9 protein-coding genes are annotated in these 15,290 nt (G+C 74.6%); 6 read left to right on the top strand and 3 right to left on the bottom strand.

Annotated features, from left to right (window positions below):
* Positions 1-97 precede the first annotated feature (97 nt).
* From ACZ51I_RS18540 to ACZ51I_RS18530, 3 genes are all read left to right on the top strand, one after another.
* Positions 98-2,284 (top strand): asparagine synthase-related protein, encoded by a 2,187-nt coding sequence (locus ACZ51I_RS18540; protein WP_468878179.1) that lies wholly within the window; start codon positions 98-100, stop codon positions 2,282-2,284.
* Between the two features lie 97 nt (positions 2,285-2,381).
* On the top strand, positions 2,382-2,777 hold the full coding sequence (locus ACZ51I_RS18535) for a Uma2 family endonuclease (RefSeq protein ID WP_468878177.1): 396 nt from the start codon (positions 2,382-2,384) through the stop codon (positions 2,775-2,777).
* A gap of 58 nt (positions 2,778-2,835) precedes the next feature.
* Entirely contained in the window at positions 2,836-6,138 is a 3,303-nt protein-coding gene (locus ACZ51I_RS18530) for an ATP-binding protein (protein ID WP_468876889.1), read from the top strand.
* Here ACZ51I_RS18530 and ACZ51I_RS18525 read toward each other — a convergent pair.
* Both ACZ51I_RS18525 and ACZ51I_RS18520 read right to left on the bottom strand, forming a co-directional pair.
* A complete protein-coding gene (locus ACZ51I_RS18525; RefSeq protein ID WP_468876887.1) occupies positions 6,125-8,290 on the bottom strand; it encodes a sigma-70 family RNA polymerase sigma factor in 2,166 nt (721 codons plus the stop codon). The two genes, ACZ51I_RS18530 and ACZ51I_RS18525, sit on opposite strands and share 14 nt — an antisense overlap.
* 267 nt (positions 8,291-8,557) lie before the next feature.
* The gene (locus ACZ51I_RS18520) at positions 8,558-9,343 is read right to left on the bottom strand and encodes a TetR/AcrR family transcriptional regulator (protein ID WP_468876885.1); all 786 of its coding nucleotides are present in this window, start codon (positions 9,341-9,343) and stop codon (positions 8,558-8,560) included.
* A 357-nt stretch (positions 9,344-9,700) separates the two neighbouring features.
* Here ACZ51I_RS18520 and ACZ51I_RS18515 point away from each other — a divergent pair, with 357 nt between their 5' ends.
* Together ACZ51I_RS18515 and ACZ51I_RS18510 are read left to right on the top strand one after the other, a co-directional pair.
* Positions 9,701-11,065 carry an NAD(P)/FAD-dependent oxidoreductase gene (locus ACZ51I_RS18515; protein ID WP_468876884.1) on the top strand — a complete coding sequence of 455 codons (1,365 nt, stop codon included), beginning with the start codon at positions 9,701-9,703 and terminating at the stop codon, positions 11,063-11,065.
* Positions 11,066-11,171: 106 nt separating this feature from the next.
* Positions 11,172-12,812 carry an ATP-binding SpoIIE family protein phosphatase gene (locus ACZ51I_RS18510; protein ID WP_468876882.1) on the top strand — a complete coding sequence of 547 codons (1,641 nt, stop codon included), beginning with the start codon at positions 11,172-11,174 and terminating at the stop codon, positions 12,810-12,812.
* A gap of 26 nt (positions 12,813-12,838) precedes the next feature.
* Here the strand turns inward: ACZ51I_RS18510 and ACZ51I_RS18505 are convergent, their stop codons facing one another.
* On the bottom strand, positions 12,839-14,113 hold the full coding sequence (locus tag ACZ51I_RS18505) for an MFS transporter (protein WP_468876880.1): 1,275 nt from the start codon (positions 14,111-14,113) through the stop codon (positions 12,839-12,841).
* Between the two features lie 154 nt (positions 14,114-14,267).
* Between ACZ51I_RS18505 and ACZ51I_RS18500 the strand changes: the two genes are divergently transcribed.
* Positions 14,268-14,834, top strand: coding sequence for a MarR family winged helix-turn-helix transcriptional regulator (locus ACZ51I_RS18500; RefSeq protein ID WP_468876878.1), 567 nt, complete (start codon positions 14,268-14,270; stop codon positions 14,832-14,834).
* Positions 14,835-15,290 lie beyond the last annotated feature (456 nt).

Raw genomic sequence — 15,290 nt, 5'->3', positions numbered from 1 at the left:
GGGCGCATTCGGCTTTCGCGCGCGTGCGCCCGGACTCCGCCCCCCGCGCGGTTGTCGTGGCAGCATGTCCTCCACCGAAACGGATGTGGAGGCGCCGATGCGATGGCTGGTGGGCTGGAGCAGTGTCGCCGCGAGCTTCGCAACGACCGCGGGGGGCCGGGCGGAGTCGGTGAACGGCGCGTACGGTCCGGGCTCTCCGTACGACTCGGCCTCCCACTCCCCGTACGGTCCCGACCGCGCGGCCGAGGGGCGCACGGTGCAACCGGTGGGCGCACAACTCCTGTGGGGCGACCCCGATCCGCTCTGGGCGGTCGGCGACTGGCGCCCCGACGAGGTCCGCGTGTTGGCCGTCGACGACCACACCCGCATCGCCGTGCTCGGCTGCTGCGCCGCGAGCGACGAGCAGCTGCGGATCGGCCTGCTCACCGCGCGCGGGGGCGCGTTGCGGCATCTGACCGCCTGGCCCGGCAGCTACACCGCCGTCGTCAGGACCGGCCGCCGCGTCATCGTCACCGGCGACCTCGCGGGCGCCCGGCCGGTCTTCCACACCCCGTGGGCGGGCGGCACCGCGTACGCCACCGCCGCCCTGCCGCTCGCCGACCTCGTCGAGGCGCAGCTCGACATCGGCCACCTCGCCGCCCTGCTCGCCTGCCCCGAGACCCCGGAGGCCCTGCGCGACTCCACCCCGTACGAGGGGGTCCGGCGGGTGCCGCCCGGCCACGCGCTGATCCTGCGGGAGGGCTCGCGCGAGATCACCGGCTACGAGCAGGTGGCCTCGCTCGCCGTCGCGGCGCCCCAGGCCGACCCCCGGCAGGCCGTCGAAGGGGTACGGGACGCCCTGGTCGAGGCCGTACGCGCCCGGCTCACCGCCCCCCGGCACGCGCCCGAGGCACCGCTCCCCGACCCGGGCCCGGTCCCCGGCATGGGGCCTGCCGACCGGCGCGCGGCCCGGGGCGCGGGCCCGGCGCCCGGCATCGGCGCCGACCTGTCCGGGGGCAGCGCCTCCGGCACCCTCGCCCTGCTCGCGGCGGGCCTCCCCGGGGTGCCGGGCACGATCACCGGACACGGCACGGGCGCGGGTGAGCGGCTGCTCGCCGTCACCTTCAACGACCTGGCGACCCGGGCCGGTTCCCGCCGGACGGCGGAGCTGGAGCGGGCCCGGGCGATAGCGGCAGACCCGCGGCTGCACCACGTCGTCGTCGCGGGCGGCGAGGAGGCCCTGCCGTACGCGGCGCTCGACGGGCCGCTCACCGACGAGCCGGGTCCCGTGCTCGTCACGGCCGAGCGGCACCGCAGACGGCTCGCGGGCGGCAGCGCCGACCACTTCACCGGCATGGGCGCCAAGCAGGTCCTGGACGCGCACCCGGCGCGCCTCGCCGACCTCCTGATGGATCGCAGACGCCGTTCCCTGGTGCGTCCCGTGACGGCGCTCGCCAAGGCCTCTGGGCCGTCGGCCGGAGCGCTCCTGGTGCCGCTGACCGTCTACCGGGCGGCGCGGAAGCTGGCCCGTACCCCGTACCGGACGGGTCTGGAGGCGGCGGCCCGGCGGGTCCTGGAGGCGAATCGCGCGGCCCCCGACGGCTTCGGGCCCCTGGAGGCGTCGCTCTCCGCCCTCGCCTGGTCGAGGCCGGGGCCGGCGGCGCGCTGGCTGACGGGGGAGGCGCTGGCTGAAGTATCGGTTCGCCTGAACCGGGCGGCGACCCTCCCGGCCTCCGTGCAGCGCCCCGGCGAGGCACGCGCGCGTGCCGCCCTCGTCCGCGCGGCGGCCGACCACCGGGTCCTGGAACAGGCCGCGGAGATCCGGGGACAGCGGCTGCACGCCCCCTTCCTCGACAACCAGGTCGTACGGGCCTGCCGCGCGCTCCCCGAATCGCTGCGGGTCCAGCCGGACGCCCGGGCCGGCGTCCTGCGCACCGTCCTCTCCGGCGCCGGCGTCCACGAGCTCCCGCCGGGCTGGGGCGCCCCCCACCCGGCCGTCCCGGCCGCCGCCACGCGCGCGGGGCTGCGCGTCGCGCTCCCGCAGCTCCTCGCCCTGTTCGACGCGCCGCTCCTCGCCGACGCGGGCCTGATCGAGGCCCGTGTCGTCCGCAAGGCGCTGCGCGCGGCGGCCGACGGCGCCCCCGTCCCCCTCGACGGCCTCGCCGACCTCGTCTCCACCGAACTCTGGCTCCGCCGCCTCCTCGCCCGCAGGGGCTCCTGCTGGACGGACACCACCACCCCGCGCGCCCCCCGCGCGGCCCAGGGACCGCTGATCCCGGCCTCCAGGCGGTCGCTCCCGGCGTGAGGCCGACGGCGGCCTTCGGGTGAAACGTCACCGCACGCTCGTTCGAGTGAATGCGTCCTGGGATTCGACTCGACGCCGGACCTAAGCCGAACAGGTCATTGCCCACCGTGTCGACAAGGAACTGCGCAACTCCACGGGCATCGGCCTGCGCCTTCCCGGAGCCACCGGCACCGTGCGCGTCATCCCGGACCTCGTGATCGCTCCCAGGGACAGCTTCGACGACCAACGGGAGTGGCACGCTCCCGACCCCGTGCTCCTCGTTGCCGAGGTGACCTCCTCGTCCACCGCGAGCCGCGGCCGCGTCCAGGAGATCCGGGCCTACGCCCGCGCCGACATCCCCCTCTATCTGCTCATCGACCGCGAGGCCGGCGAGGCCGTCGTCTGCTCCGAACCCGACGGGGACGACCACAGCCACAGATCCATCCACAAGCCGGGGACGGTCGTCCCCCTCCCCGCGCCGCTCGGCTTCGCCCTGGACTCCGGCGCCTTCTGAGGGACGCACCGGGGTAAACCCCGAGGCGCCCCCCGGGCCCACCCGACACAATGGGCCGGTGCGGTATCTCATCCTCGGCACCACCGAGGCCCTCCGGCCCGACGGCACCCCCCTTTCTCTGGGCGGTGCCCGGCTGCGCGCGCTGCTCGCCGCCCTCGCCCTGCGCGGCGGGCGGGCCGTCTCGGTCGGCGAGCTGGCCGACGACGTGTACGGGGACGAGCCGCCGCAGGACGCCCCCGCCGCCCTCCAGGCCCTCGTCGGCCGCCTCCGCAGGACCCTCGGCCGCGAGGCCGTCGCCTCCACCCCCGGCCCCGGCTACCGGCTCGCCGCCTGTCCCGACGACATCGACCTGTACGTCTTCCAGCGCAAGGTCAGGGACGGCGCCGCCCGCCTCGACGCGGGCGACCCCGACACCGCCGCCGCCCTCCTCCGCGAGGCCCTCGGCCTCTTCCGGGGCCCCGCCCTCGCCGACCTGTCCGACCCGGCGGGCGTCCGGCCCGAGGCACAGCGGCTCGCCGCGCTCCGGCAGCGCGTCGAGGCCGACCTGCGCCGGGGCGCCACCGACGGACTCGTACCGGAGCTGACCGAGCTCACCACCACGTACCCGTACGACGAGACCTTCCGCGCCCAGCTCATCCGCGCCCTGCGGGCCGAGGGCCGCCACGCCGACGCCCTCACCGCGTACGAGACGGCCCGCCGCACCCTCGCGGACGCCCTCGGCGCCGACCCGGGCCCCGAACTCACCGCCCTCCACCACGAACTCCTCACCGGCGCCACCCCGGCCCCTGCGCCGGAGGTGATTCCGGACCCGCCCGCTCCCGAGCGCCCCGCCCCGGCCGCCGCCCCCGCCGACACCCCCGAGCCCGGCAACATCCGCCCCCGGCTCACGTCCTTCGTCGGCCGGGAGCCCGAGCTCGCCGCGCTCCAAGCGGACCTGAGCGGCTCCCGGCTCGTCACGCTCACCGGACCCGGCGGTTCCGGCAAGACGCGGCTCGCCGAGGAGGCCGCGCTCCGGGCCGTCGGCCCCGCCGCCTGGATCGCCGAACTCGCCCCGCTCGACGACCCGGGCGCCGTCCCCGGCGCCGTCCTCTCCGCGCTCCGCCTCCGCGAGATCAACCTGACCCGCGACGGCGTACCGCTCCAGGACGACCCCACCGCCCACCTCGTCGAGCACCTGGCCCGTCGCCCCCTCCTCCTCGTCCTCGACAACTGCGAGCACGTGATCGGCGCGGCCGCCGCCCTCGCCGAGACCCTCCTCACCCACTGCCCCCGGCTCCGCATCCTCGCCACCAGCCGCGAACCCCTCGGCGTCCCCGGCGAGTCGGTCCGCCCCGTCGAGCCCCTCCCGCCCGACCCCGCCCACCGCCTCTTCGCCGAGCGGGCCCGCACCGTGCGGCCCTCCTTCGACCTCGCCCGGGACGGTGGTGACGCCGTCGACGAGATCTGCCGCCGCCTCGACGGCCTGCCGCTCGCCATCGAACTGGCCGCCGCCCGGCTGCGCCTCCTCACCCCGCGCCAGATAGCCGACCGCCTCGACGACCGTTTCCTCCTCCTCACCTCCGGCTCGCGGACCGTCCTGCCCCGCCAGCAGACCCTCCGCGCGGTCGTCGACTGGTCCTGGGACCTGCTCGACCCGGCCGAGCGCACCCTCCTCCGCCAGGTGTCGGTCTTCGCCGGAGGCTGGGACCTGGCCGCCGCCGAGGCCCTCTCCCCGTACGCCGCCGACGCCCTCGGTGCCCTCGTCGACAAGTCCCTCGTCGTCGCCACCCCCACCGAGGACGGCGAGATGCGCTACCGGCTCCTGGAGACCATCCACGAGTACGCGACCGAGCGCGCCGCCGAGGAACCGGAGCTGCTCGCCGCCGCCGAGGCCACCCACACCGCCCATTTCACGGCCCTCGCCGAGAGGGCCGAGCCCCGGCTCCGTTCGGCCGAGCAGCTGCCCTGGATCGACCGGATCGAGCGCGACCTCGACAACATCCGCGCCGCCCTCCACCGCACCCTCGGCACCTCCCCCAAGCCCCCGGCCTCACCCGGGCAGGGGGGATCCCCGCCCGACGAGGCCGCCGCGCTCCGGCTCGTCTTCGCCATGGGCTGGTTCTGGTGGCTGCGCAACTACCGCCCCGAGGGCCTGTCCTGGGTGGAGCGCGCGCTCGCCCTCGGCGAGGATCCGGACGACCCCGCCGACCCCCGCCACTGGCCCCGCATGCACCTGCGCATGCTCCACTTCTTCCTCGCCGTCGAGAGCCAGACGATGGGCGACTTCCATCAGCCGGAGGGTCTCGCGCTCGCGCAGCGCGTGCGCGACGCGTTCGGCAAGGACCCCGGCCCCGAGGCGGCCCGCTTCCCCGGTCTGCTCTGGCCCTTCACCGCGTACCTCACCGAGGAACCGGCCGCGATCCGCGCCCTCCTCGACACCGCCGTCGACAACTGCCGCCGCCACGGCGGCGACTGGGAGGTCGGCGTCACCCTCATGTTCCGTACGCACATGGTCGTCGACATGCCCGGCGGCATGCCCGGTGTCGACGAGGCCCTGGCCGAACTCCGCGACATCGCCCGCCGCGTCGGCGACCGCTGGATGGCCGCCCAGATCGCGAGCGCGGCGGGCGAGGCCCACACGATGCGCGGCCGGCACGCGGAGGCGGGCGAGGCGTACGAGGAGGCCCTCGGTCTCGCCCGCGAGGTCGGCGCCCACGCCGAGGCCCCCTTCCTCCTCGCCCGCCTGGCCGAACTGTCCTACCGAACCGGCGACCTGGAGGCCGCCGAGCGGACCCTCGACGAGGCCGCGCGGGAAGCCGACCGCTACCACGTACGGGACACCCAGACTTTCGTCTGCTTCCTCCGCGCCGCCTTCGCCCTCCACCGCCGCGACATCGGGGAGGCCCGCGCCCAGCTGGAGGAGGCGGGCCGCACGCTCGCGCTCGGCACCGCGCCCCCGCACTTCGAGGCGGTGGTGACCGGAATCGGCGCCCGCGTCGAGGCGTACGAGGGCAAGGGCGCCGCCGCCGTCGCCACGGCCGTCTCCGCGCTCCGCACCGCCCGGGACGCGCAGTGCGCGGACTTCATCACCACCGGCCTGGGGGAAGGGCTCGCCGTCACCCTGGCCGAGGCGGGCGAGGCCGACCTCGCCGTACGGATCATGGCCGCCGTCGACCACTGGCGCCGGGACACGCCCCGCTCGGTCCCCGAGCTGCGGGACGTCGAGTCCGTGACGGACCGCGCGCTGGCCCAGCTCGGCGCGCCCGGGGTGGCCGCCGCCCGCGCGGCCGGCGCGGGACTCGGCCTCGACGAGGTCCTCGCCCTCGCCGAGCCCTTCGCGCGCGCCGTGCCGGAGGCCGGGAAGGCCGTCAGGAGCAGCTGATCCGGGAGTCCGCCCAGTCGGCGACCGCGGCCAGGCCGAACGGCGTGTGCTCCTCCACCACGAGCGTGATCGTGGAGAGGCCCGAGAGGTCGAGGTGCACCGGGACCGGCGGGTCGCCCGCCCGGACGACGTCGGAGCGCCAGAGCCGTTCTCCGTCGCCGTAGACGGAGAAACGGACGCCGCCGACGCCGAGCCGGGCGCTCAGGTCGTCGACGCCGACGGTCGCGTCGTAACTCGTGCACGGCCGGTTGAGGTCGATGAGCAGCGAGGACGGCGCGGTGACGCTGACTCCGTGCGCGTACGAGGTGCCGCCGATGGACAGGTCGTCGCGCTGCCACATCCAACTGCTGTCCGAGAGGGACACCTCGGGCTCGGTGCCGTCGCCGAGGATCCCGTACTGCAGCTCGTCGACCTGGTAGACGGACGGCGGCGCGGGCGGCGGCGCCGGCTTCGGGCTGGGCTTCTCGTGGGGAGGCGCCGGCTTCGGCGTGGGTTTCGGCGTCGGCTCGGGGCTGGGCTTCGGAGCCGGCTCGGGGCTGGGTTTCGGTACGGGCTTGGGCGTCGGCGTCGGCTGCGGGGGAGGCGGCGGCGTGGGCGCCGGCGGCTCGGAGGTGACGGGCGGGGCCGGTGGCGCGGGCTTGGGGGAGGGCTTCGCCGACGGCGCGGGCTCCGGCGGTGCGATCGGGGTGACGACCGGTTGCGTGGGCTTGGGCGCGGCCACGGGCTGCGGGTCCCCGGCCATAGCCCAGACGAGGCCGGCGGCCGCGGCGACCGCTATGGCCGCCGCGATACCGGCCTTCGCGGGCGCGCCGAGCCCCTCCGCGGCGGCGGCACCGCCCGGGGCGGCACCGCCGGAGGACCCGGTGGCGGCGGCCGCCGCGCCCGCGCCGGCCGCGGCGGCGGTGCCCCCGGCAGCGACGCCGGCCGCCTTGAGCGAGTACCCGGCGGCGAACCAGCCGATGACGGCGACGGGCAGGAGCGCGGGGATCCCGGCGTTCACCTGGGCCAGCTCCCCTGCGGCGAGCCGACACTTGGCGCATTCGTCGAGGTGCTTGCGCAGGCCGCGCTCGGCCCGCATCCGCAGCCCGCCGCGCGCGTAGGCGCCGAGCCGGTCCGCGTAGCGGGCGCAGTCGCCGCCGGCGGTCAGGGACTGGCTGACGTGGGCCTGGAGGTAGGCCTGCTTGAGGCCCTCGCGGGCGCGGCTGGCGAGTACGGCCGTGGCGTTGGCGGTCAGTCCGAAGAGCGGGGCGACCTCGCTCGGGGACTCCTCCTCGACGGTGGTGTGCCACAGGACGGCCTGCCAGCGCTCGGGCAGCGAGCGGAAGGCCTGCATGGCGAGGGACTGCTCGGCCTCGTGCATGGCCCGGACGTCGGCGCCGAGGTCCATCGTGTCGTGGTCGGAGACCTCGGAGGAGCGGGCGGCGTCCGCGGCGAACAGCGCGAAGTCCTCGACGAGGTGCTCGCGCTTCTGGGTCCTGGCCCAGTTCGCCGCGACCCGCCGGACGGTGGTCATGAGGTAGGCGCGCACGGCCTGTTCGGGCCCGGCGCCGCCGCGTACCGCCTGGAGGGTGCGGGCGAACACCTCGGCGGTGAGGTCGTCGGCGGTGTGCGCGTCCCGGCAGCAGGTCCTGGCGTACCGGCGGACGGGCTCGGAGTGGCGGCGGAACAGCTCCTCGTACGCGGAGTCGTCGCCGTCCCGCATGAGCTGGACGAGCTCGGCGTCGGAGGGCGGCAGTTCGAGCGGCGGCGGGAGCACGCCGTCAGGCTCGTCGAGGTCGTCGAGGTCGGCACCCGGGCCGAGCTCCTCGCCGGGTCCGCTCCCGAGGGCTTCGGCGGCCGCCCCCGCGGTGGCCCCGGCTCCGGCACCCGGTCCGGCGGGCTTGCCCTCACGCTGCTGCGGCACGCTCGCGTCGAGCGACTCGGCCTCTCCGGCCGACGCTCCAGGCCCGGCCGCTCCCGACGAGGCCGGCGCTCCGGGCGCTTCCGAGGCCCCAGGCGCTCCGGGCGCTTGCGAGGCCCCAGGCGCTCCGGGCGAGGCCGGCGCCCCGGCGTGCCCTGTCGGCCCGCCCTGGCTCGGCACCTGCCGGGAGGGAAGGCCCCCGGTGTCCGCGCCACCGCCGCCCAGCGGATCGTCCCGACTGTCACCGCTCATCGCGGAAGCCCCCGTACGCACGCTCAGACCCGAATAGGGGGCCAGAGTGCCACAGCGCGCGGGCACGCCGAAGCGCCGCGTCCACTTACCACTCGTCCGGGGCGACTTCGTGTATCCGGGCGTAACCGCTCACACGTTCGTGTCATGATCATTGGTCCGCCCGGACCACCCGCTCACCCCGCCCGGACCACCCGCTCACCCCGCCCGGCCACGCCCGAACCGGGTCCGGACCACGGAGACAGCCGTCCGAAAGGGTGCCGAAGGGTCCTACCGGGAGCGCAGGCCCTCGAGCAGGATGTCGAGGAGCCGGGCCGAGGCCGCCGCCTGCTGCACCGCGTCCGGCAGGGCCGGGGCGGCGGTGGCGATGACGAGGAGGACGTCCGCCACGGTCACGTCCGCCCGCAGCTCACCCGCCTCACGGGCCCGGTCGACCAGCCGTCCGACGACCTCAAGGAGCTCCGAGGTCCCCGCGTCGTCCCGCTCCTCCGCGGGGACACCGCGCGGCGCGACCACGCGCGCGTCGGCCTGCTCGGCGACACCCCGCTGGTACGGCACCCGCGCCGCCTCGCCCGCGTCGTCCGCGACGAGCGGCACCCCGGACTCGTCCACGCCCACCCGCAGCACCTGCGGCGGCAGAAGACGGCCCGCACCCGAGGCCACCGACGTCCGCAGGAACCGGGAGAGCGCCGACCACGGCTCCTCCTCCTGGCCCAGCGCGGCCCGCGCCTGCTCGGTCAGCCGGGAGGTCTCCTCCTCGGCTATCCGCCGCACCAGCACGTCCTTGCTGGGGAAGCGGCGGTAGACGGTGCCGACACCGACCCGGGCCCGGCGCGCCACGTCCTCCATCGGCGCCCCGTAGCCGAGCTCGCCGAACACCTCGCGCGCGGCCCGCAGCACGTGCTCCAGATTGCGCTGGGCGTCCACCCGAAGCGGCGCGGACCTGCCGCCCACCACCGCCGTACCGCCCCGCGACTCGGCCGTCCCCGGGACGTGCCCGTCGTCGACGGTCACCGTCCCGGCGCCCGACTGCCACCGTGAATCCTGAATATGCATAAGCGTTCCCCCGCTCATGATGTCTCCCCCCGGAGACTCCCCGCCCTGACACGGGACCCCGGGCGGACGAGCGCTTCGGTCCACGCGCACGCCCCGATCCGACACCCCGACGAAGTACGAACATAGTTGAGTCGGGGTCAATTCAGAAGGGGAAGTTCCGTACGGTGCGCCCCCCGATCGGAGCAAGGACCGGAAGACTCCCGATTCCGACCCCTCTCCCGCCCCTCTCCGGCCGCCGTGACCTGCGCGGATTCCCCCGTGCGCCCGCCGCGCGCCACCCCGCGCCTCCGTATCCCTCCGGTCACACAATTTGCCGGGGCTGTGGACAAACCGCGGACGGGAGTGCGTCATGGGACAGTGACCGAACCTGCGCGCATTCTCGTGGTCGGCGGTGGCTACGTCGGCATGTACACCGCGCTGCGCCTCCAGCGGCAGCTCAGGGCGGAGCTCAGAGCCGGCACCGCCGAGGTCGTGGTGGTCACGCCCGAGCCGTACATGACGTACCAGCCGTTCCTGCCGGAGGCCGCGGCCGGCTCCATCTCCCCGCGCCACGTCGTCGTACCGCTCCGCCGGGTACTCGACCGCTGCCGCGTCGTCATCGGCGAGGTCCGGTCCGTCGACCACGCCAAGCGCACCGCGACCCTCTCCACCCTCGCCACCGAGGAGGAGGGCACCGGCGCCGTCGACATGACGTACGACGAGCTGGTCATCGCGCCCGGCTCCGTCTCCCGCGCCCTCCCGGTCCCCGGCCTCGCCGACCACGGCATCGGCTTCAAGACCGTCGAGGAGGCCATCGGCCTGCGCAACCACGTCATCGAGCAGATGGACATCGCCTCCTCCACCCGCGACCCCGCCATCCGCGACGCCGCCCTCACCTTCGTCTTCGTCGGCGGCGGCTACGCGGGCGTGGAGGCCCTCGCCGAGCTGGAGGACATGGCCCGCTACACCGCGCGGTACTACCACAACGTCAAGCCCGAGGACCTCCGCTGGGTCCTCGTCGAGGCCTCCGACCGGATCCTCCCCGAGGTGGGCGAGGAGATGGGCCGGTACGCCATCCGCGAGCTGCGCGGCCGGAACATCGACGTGCGCCTGGGCACCCGCCTCGACTCCTGCGAGGACCGGGTCGCCGTCCTCAGCGACGGCACCCGCCTGCCCACCCGTACCGTCGTCTGGACCGCCGGCGTGAAACCCGCGCCCCTCCTCGCCGCCACCGACCTGCCGCTGAACGAGCGCGGAAGGCTCCGCTGCACGGCCGCCCTCGCCGTCGAGGGCGTCGCGCACGCGTGGGCGGCCGGCGACGCCGCCGCCGTCCCCGACGTGACCGCGGACGAGCCCGGCAAGGAGTGCGCGCCCAACGCCCAGCACGCCGTCCGCCAGGCCAAGGTCCTCGCCGAGAACATCGCCGCCTCCCTGCGCGGGCAGCCGCTCAAGGAGTACGCGCACGCGTACGCCGGCTCCGTCGCCTCCCTCGGCCTCCACAAGGGAGTCGCCCACGTCTACGGACGCAAGCTCAAGGGATACCCGGCCTGGTTCATGCACCGCGCCTACCACCTCAGCCGCGTCCCGACCTTCAACCGCAAGGCCCGGGTCCTCGCCGAATGGACCCTCTCCGGCCTGTTCAAACGCGAGATCGTCTCCCTGGGCTCGCTCGAACACCCCAGGGCCGAGTTCGAACTCGCCGCCGCGCCACCCCCCGGCGACGGCGACAAGCCGCGGTCCTGACATCACTGTCAGTGCACTCGTCCACACTGGACGTGTGACCATAGGTGGGCTCACACCTGCACAGCGTGACTCTGCACGGCACCGACACCACGAGGCATACACATCCGTGAACTTCACCCGTTGGAGCGCCCGGCTCCCCGGCACGCAGCGCCGCGCGGCGCGGGGGCCCGAAGGCTCCGTGCCCGCCGCCCGCGGTGAGTACGGTCAGCAGCTTGAGCAGCTCACCGACAGCGCCGGGGAGACCGCCGACGTCCCCGCCCTGGAGGACTTCTCCGTACGGGAGCTGCTCGGCCGCCTCCCCGGCCTCGTGGCACTCGTGTACGGCCCGGAGCACCGCATCGCGTACGTGAACGACGCGTACGCCGCCGCCTTCGGCCCCCGCCCCGCCGGCACCACCGTCGCCGACACCTGCCCGGAGGCCGAGGAGCTCGGCCTGCTGCCCCTCATGGACCAGGTGCTGCGCAGCGGCAAGCCCCGCACGGTCAAGTCCCGCCGCACCCGCGACGGCGGCTCGTACACGGTCACCTGCCTGCCCGTCGACAGCACCCGCGTCGACGGCGGCGGAGTCCTCGTCCACGCCGCCGACGTCACCGACCACGCCGAGGCCGCCGAGCGGCTCCGGGCCAGCGAGCGCCGACACCGCGAGACCGCCGTCACCCTCCAGCGCTCCCTGCTCCCGCAGGAGCTGGAGCAGCCCGACGACCTCCGGATCGCCGCGACCTACCAGCCCGGCGTCGCGGACGCGGCCGTCGGCGGCGACTGGTACGACGTGATCACCCTCGGCGCGGGCCGCACCGCGCTCGTCATCGGCGACGTGATGGGCCGGGGCGTCCGGGCCGCCGCCGTCATGGGCCAGCTCCGCACCGCCGTCCGGGCCTACGCGCGCCTGGACCTGCCCCCGCACGAGGTCCTCCAGCTCCTCGACGGCCTCGCCGCCGAGATCGACGCCAGCCAGATCGCCACCTGTGTGTACGCGATCCACGACCCCAGCGAGGGCAAGCTGGTGTACGCCTCCGCCGGCCACCTCCCGATCCTCGTACGGGACGAGGACGGCACCGTCCGCTGCGCCGAGGGCCCGACGGGACCGCCGCTCGGCACCGGCGGCTGGCTGCACGCCTCGGGCTCCATCGCCCTGCCGCCCGGCTCCACCGCCGTCCTCTACACCGACGGCCTCGTCGAGCGCCGCCGCGAGGACATCGACGAGGGCGTCGCCGCCCTGGCCCGCGCCCTGGCCGGCGCCGACGGCACCCCGCAGGTCGTCTGCGACCGGCTCCTGCGCGCCCTGGGGGTCACCGCCGAGCACGACGACGACGTCGCCGTCCTGGTCGTCCAGCACCCCTCCCGCGAAGGCGCGGACGCCGAGCTCTTCCACAACGCCGCCCTGGAACTGCTCGGCGGAGTGGAGGCCGCTCCCCGCGCGCGTGCCTTCGCCTCGGGGGTGCTGTCGTCCTGGCGCTTCCCGGTCGAGCTGCGCGACCTGGGCGTCCTCGCCACCAGCGAGCTCGTGGCGAACTCCCTCCAGCACGGCACCCCGCCCATGCGCCTGCGCCTGCGTCGTACCGACCGCCGCCTGATCATCGAGGTCACCGACGGCGACGACCATCTGCCGCGCCGCCGCAGGGCGGAGACGGAGGACGAGGCGGGTCGCGGAATCTCGATCATCGCGACGATCGCCTCGTCCTGGGGAAGCCGCCGCACGCCCGGGGGCGGCAAAGCGGTCTGGTGCGAGTTCGCCCTGCCGGACTGACCCGGACGCGTCCGGACCGATCCCGACTAGGCGGTCGCGGTCTCGCTCTCGCGCACCGGCTCGTGCCGGGCGACCACCTTCGACGGCTTGAGGGCGAGGGCGGGCTGGTTCTGCTCGGGGGTGAGCCGCTTGCCGAGCCGGACGGCCAGGAACGTGATCCCGAGCGAGAAGAACACGAAGGTCAGGATGTACGGACCGTGCAGCGCGGCCCCCATGGGCCCGCCCACGGCCGGACCGACGGCCAGCGCCAGCTGCTTCACCAGGGCGAAGGCCGAGTTGTACTGCCCGACCATCGACTCCGGCGCCAGATCGGCCACCAGCGGGGCCACCGTCGGCGACAGCATCGCCTCACCGAGCCCGAAGAGGGCGTACGTGGCGACGAAGGCCGCCGTCGCCATGGTCTGGCTGCCGTGCCCGAGGCCCGCGTACCCGGCGATGAGCCACGCCACGGTCCAGATCAGACCCACGGCCGCGATCACCCGGGTCCGCTTCCGGCGCTCGACGAACCGCAGCACCAGGAACTGGGCGACCACGATCACCGCCGTGTTGGCGGCCAGCGCCATCCCGAGCGCCGACGGCTGAATGCCTGCGGCCTCCGTGCCGTACGCGGCGAGACCCGACTCGAACTGCCCGTAGCAGGCGAAGAACAGCACGAAGCCGAGGACACACAGCTGCACCATCGCCTTGTGCCCGAGCAGCGCGCGGACACCGCCGCCGGCGCCCGCCCCGGACGGACGGGTGTCCTGGAGCGCCGGCGAACCCGGCATCCGGACGGTCCCGACGACCGCGGCCAGCACGAGGAACATCGCCGCCTCGATCGAGAACAGCAGGATGAAGCTGCCCGGCCGGCTCGTGTCGACCAGCAGGCCGCCGATCAGACCACCGATGCCGAGGCCGAGGTTCTGCAGGAAGAACTGCATCGCGAACGCCCGTGTCCGACCCACGGGCTCCGAGCACCAGACGATCATCGTCGCGAGGGCCGGCTGGAGCACGGCCGTACCGGCACCGAGCAGCGCCGCGGCCCCCACGGCCGCCGGCACGCTGGAGGCGAAGCCCATCGCCACCGCCCCCACGGCGGCGACGACCGAGGCCACCAGGAGCACCGGCACGGGCCCCCGTCGGTCGATGGCCCGCCCGCTGAAGGGCAGCACCACCAGGGCGGCCATGGCGAAGACGGCCAGCACGATCCCTGCCGTGGCCGCGCCCAGACCCCGCACCTGCGCCACGTACACGTAGAGGTACGGCACGGTGAAGCCGAGTCCGAACGCGCTCAGCGCGCTGCCTGTCTGAATCCGGCGCATCGCAGCGCCCCTCGCCTTGGTCACACTCACCCACTTCGGTAGCGAGTTCAGAGCTGTACGCCTGAACCCTCAAGACTTCAACACTAAAGTTCGATCCTTAACAGTACACACCGAAGGACTTCAACGCCAACGCCACCGTGGGATACTCGCCCGCATGTCCGACAACCCCGAGCGGTCCGGCCCGCAGGCTCCACAGGAGCCGAGCCTCGACGAGCAGATCGCCGCCTACCAGCGCGAGTTCCGCGACCTCGACCCCCAGGTCGAGAAGGTCGTCTCCGCCCTCGGCCGGCTGAACCGCCGGATGAACGTGGCGTACGGCCGCCAACTCGCCGACCTCGGCATCAGCAACGCCGAGTGGGAGGTCCTCAAGACCCTGGTCCTCTCCGGAGAGCCCTACCGCCTGGGCCCCGGCGAGCTCGCCAAGCGTCTTGGCCTCACCCCGGCCGCGATGACCCACCGCATCGACCGCATGGCCGGCGAGGGCCTGGTCACCCGCGACCGCGACGAGAACAACCGCGTCCGCGTGATCGTCGAGCTCACCGACGAGGGCCGTTCGAAGTGGCTCGAGGCCATGCGCATGGCCACCGGCTTCGAGGAGGACCTGCTCCAGGACCTGACGACGGAGGAGAAGGGCGTCCTCGGCGATGTGCTCATCCGTCTCCTCCGCCGCGTGGAGCTCACCCAACCGGACGCCGGCGGCCGCCTGACGGATCTGGACTGACCTCCTGCGAGGGCCCCTGGGCGAGGGTTGACACACCCTTCCCCGATGCGTAGTGTTCTCCGAGTTGTCACGGAGCCGGAACGGTTCTGCGTCGACCACTCCCGCCGCTGATGCGGCACCTCTACTCAGCACGAACTCCCCACCGGGATGAATTTCGGCATGCCGAAATTCATTTCGAATGGCTCGATTATGAGTCGCCGGGGAGAACCGCTAGAGTTCGAGACGTCGGAACGGCCCAACAGCCGGAAAGACAAACCCCCCTGACTGGGAATCAGACGCCGAAAGGATCTGATAGAGTCGGAAACGCCGGAAGGGCCCGGAGCGAAAGCGAACGGGACCGGAAAGCACCGAGGAAATCGGGTCGGAAAGATCTGATAGAGTCGGAAACGAAGGAAGCGCCCGGAGGGCCTGGAAACAGGAACGAAGGAAGCGTCCGCACCTTGAGAACTCAACAGC

Source organism: Streptomyces sp. NPDC034084 (assembly GCF_055575535.1).
This window is presented reverse-complemented; position numbering and strand designations above follow the sequence as displayed.

Bases quoted from the DNA above. Each gene is read 5' to 3' on its own strand.
- ACZ51I_RS18540 (WP_468878179.1), top strand. From the start codon at position 98: ATGCGATGGCTGGTGGGCTGGAGCAGTGTCGCCGCGAGCTTCGCAACG.
- ACZ51I_RS18520 (WP_468876885.1), bottom strand. From the start codon at position 9,343: ATGCATATTCAGGATTCACGGTGGCAGTCGGGCGCCGGGACGGTGACC.
- ACZ51I_RS18500 (WP_468876878.1), top strand. From the start codon at position 14,268: ATGTCCGACAACCCCGAGCGGTCCGGCCCGCAGGCTCCACAGGAGCCG.
- ACZ51I_RS18525 (WP_468876887.1), bottom strand. From the start codon at position 8,290: ATGAGCGGTGACAGTCGGGACGATCCGCTGGGCGGCGGTGGCGCGGAC.
- ACZ51I_RS18505 (WP_468876880.1), bottom strand. From the start codon at position 14,113: ATGCGCCGGATTCAGACAGGCAGCGCGCTGAGCGCGTTCGGACTCGGC.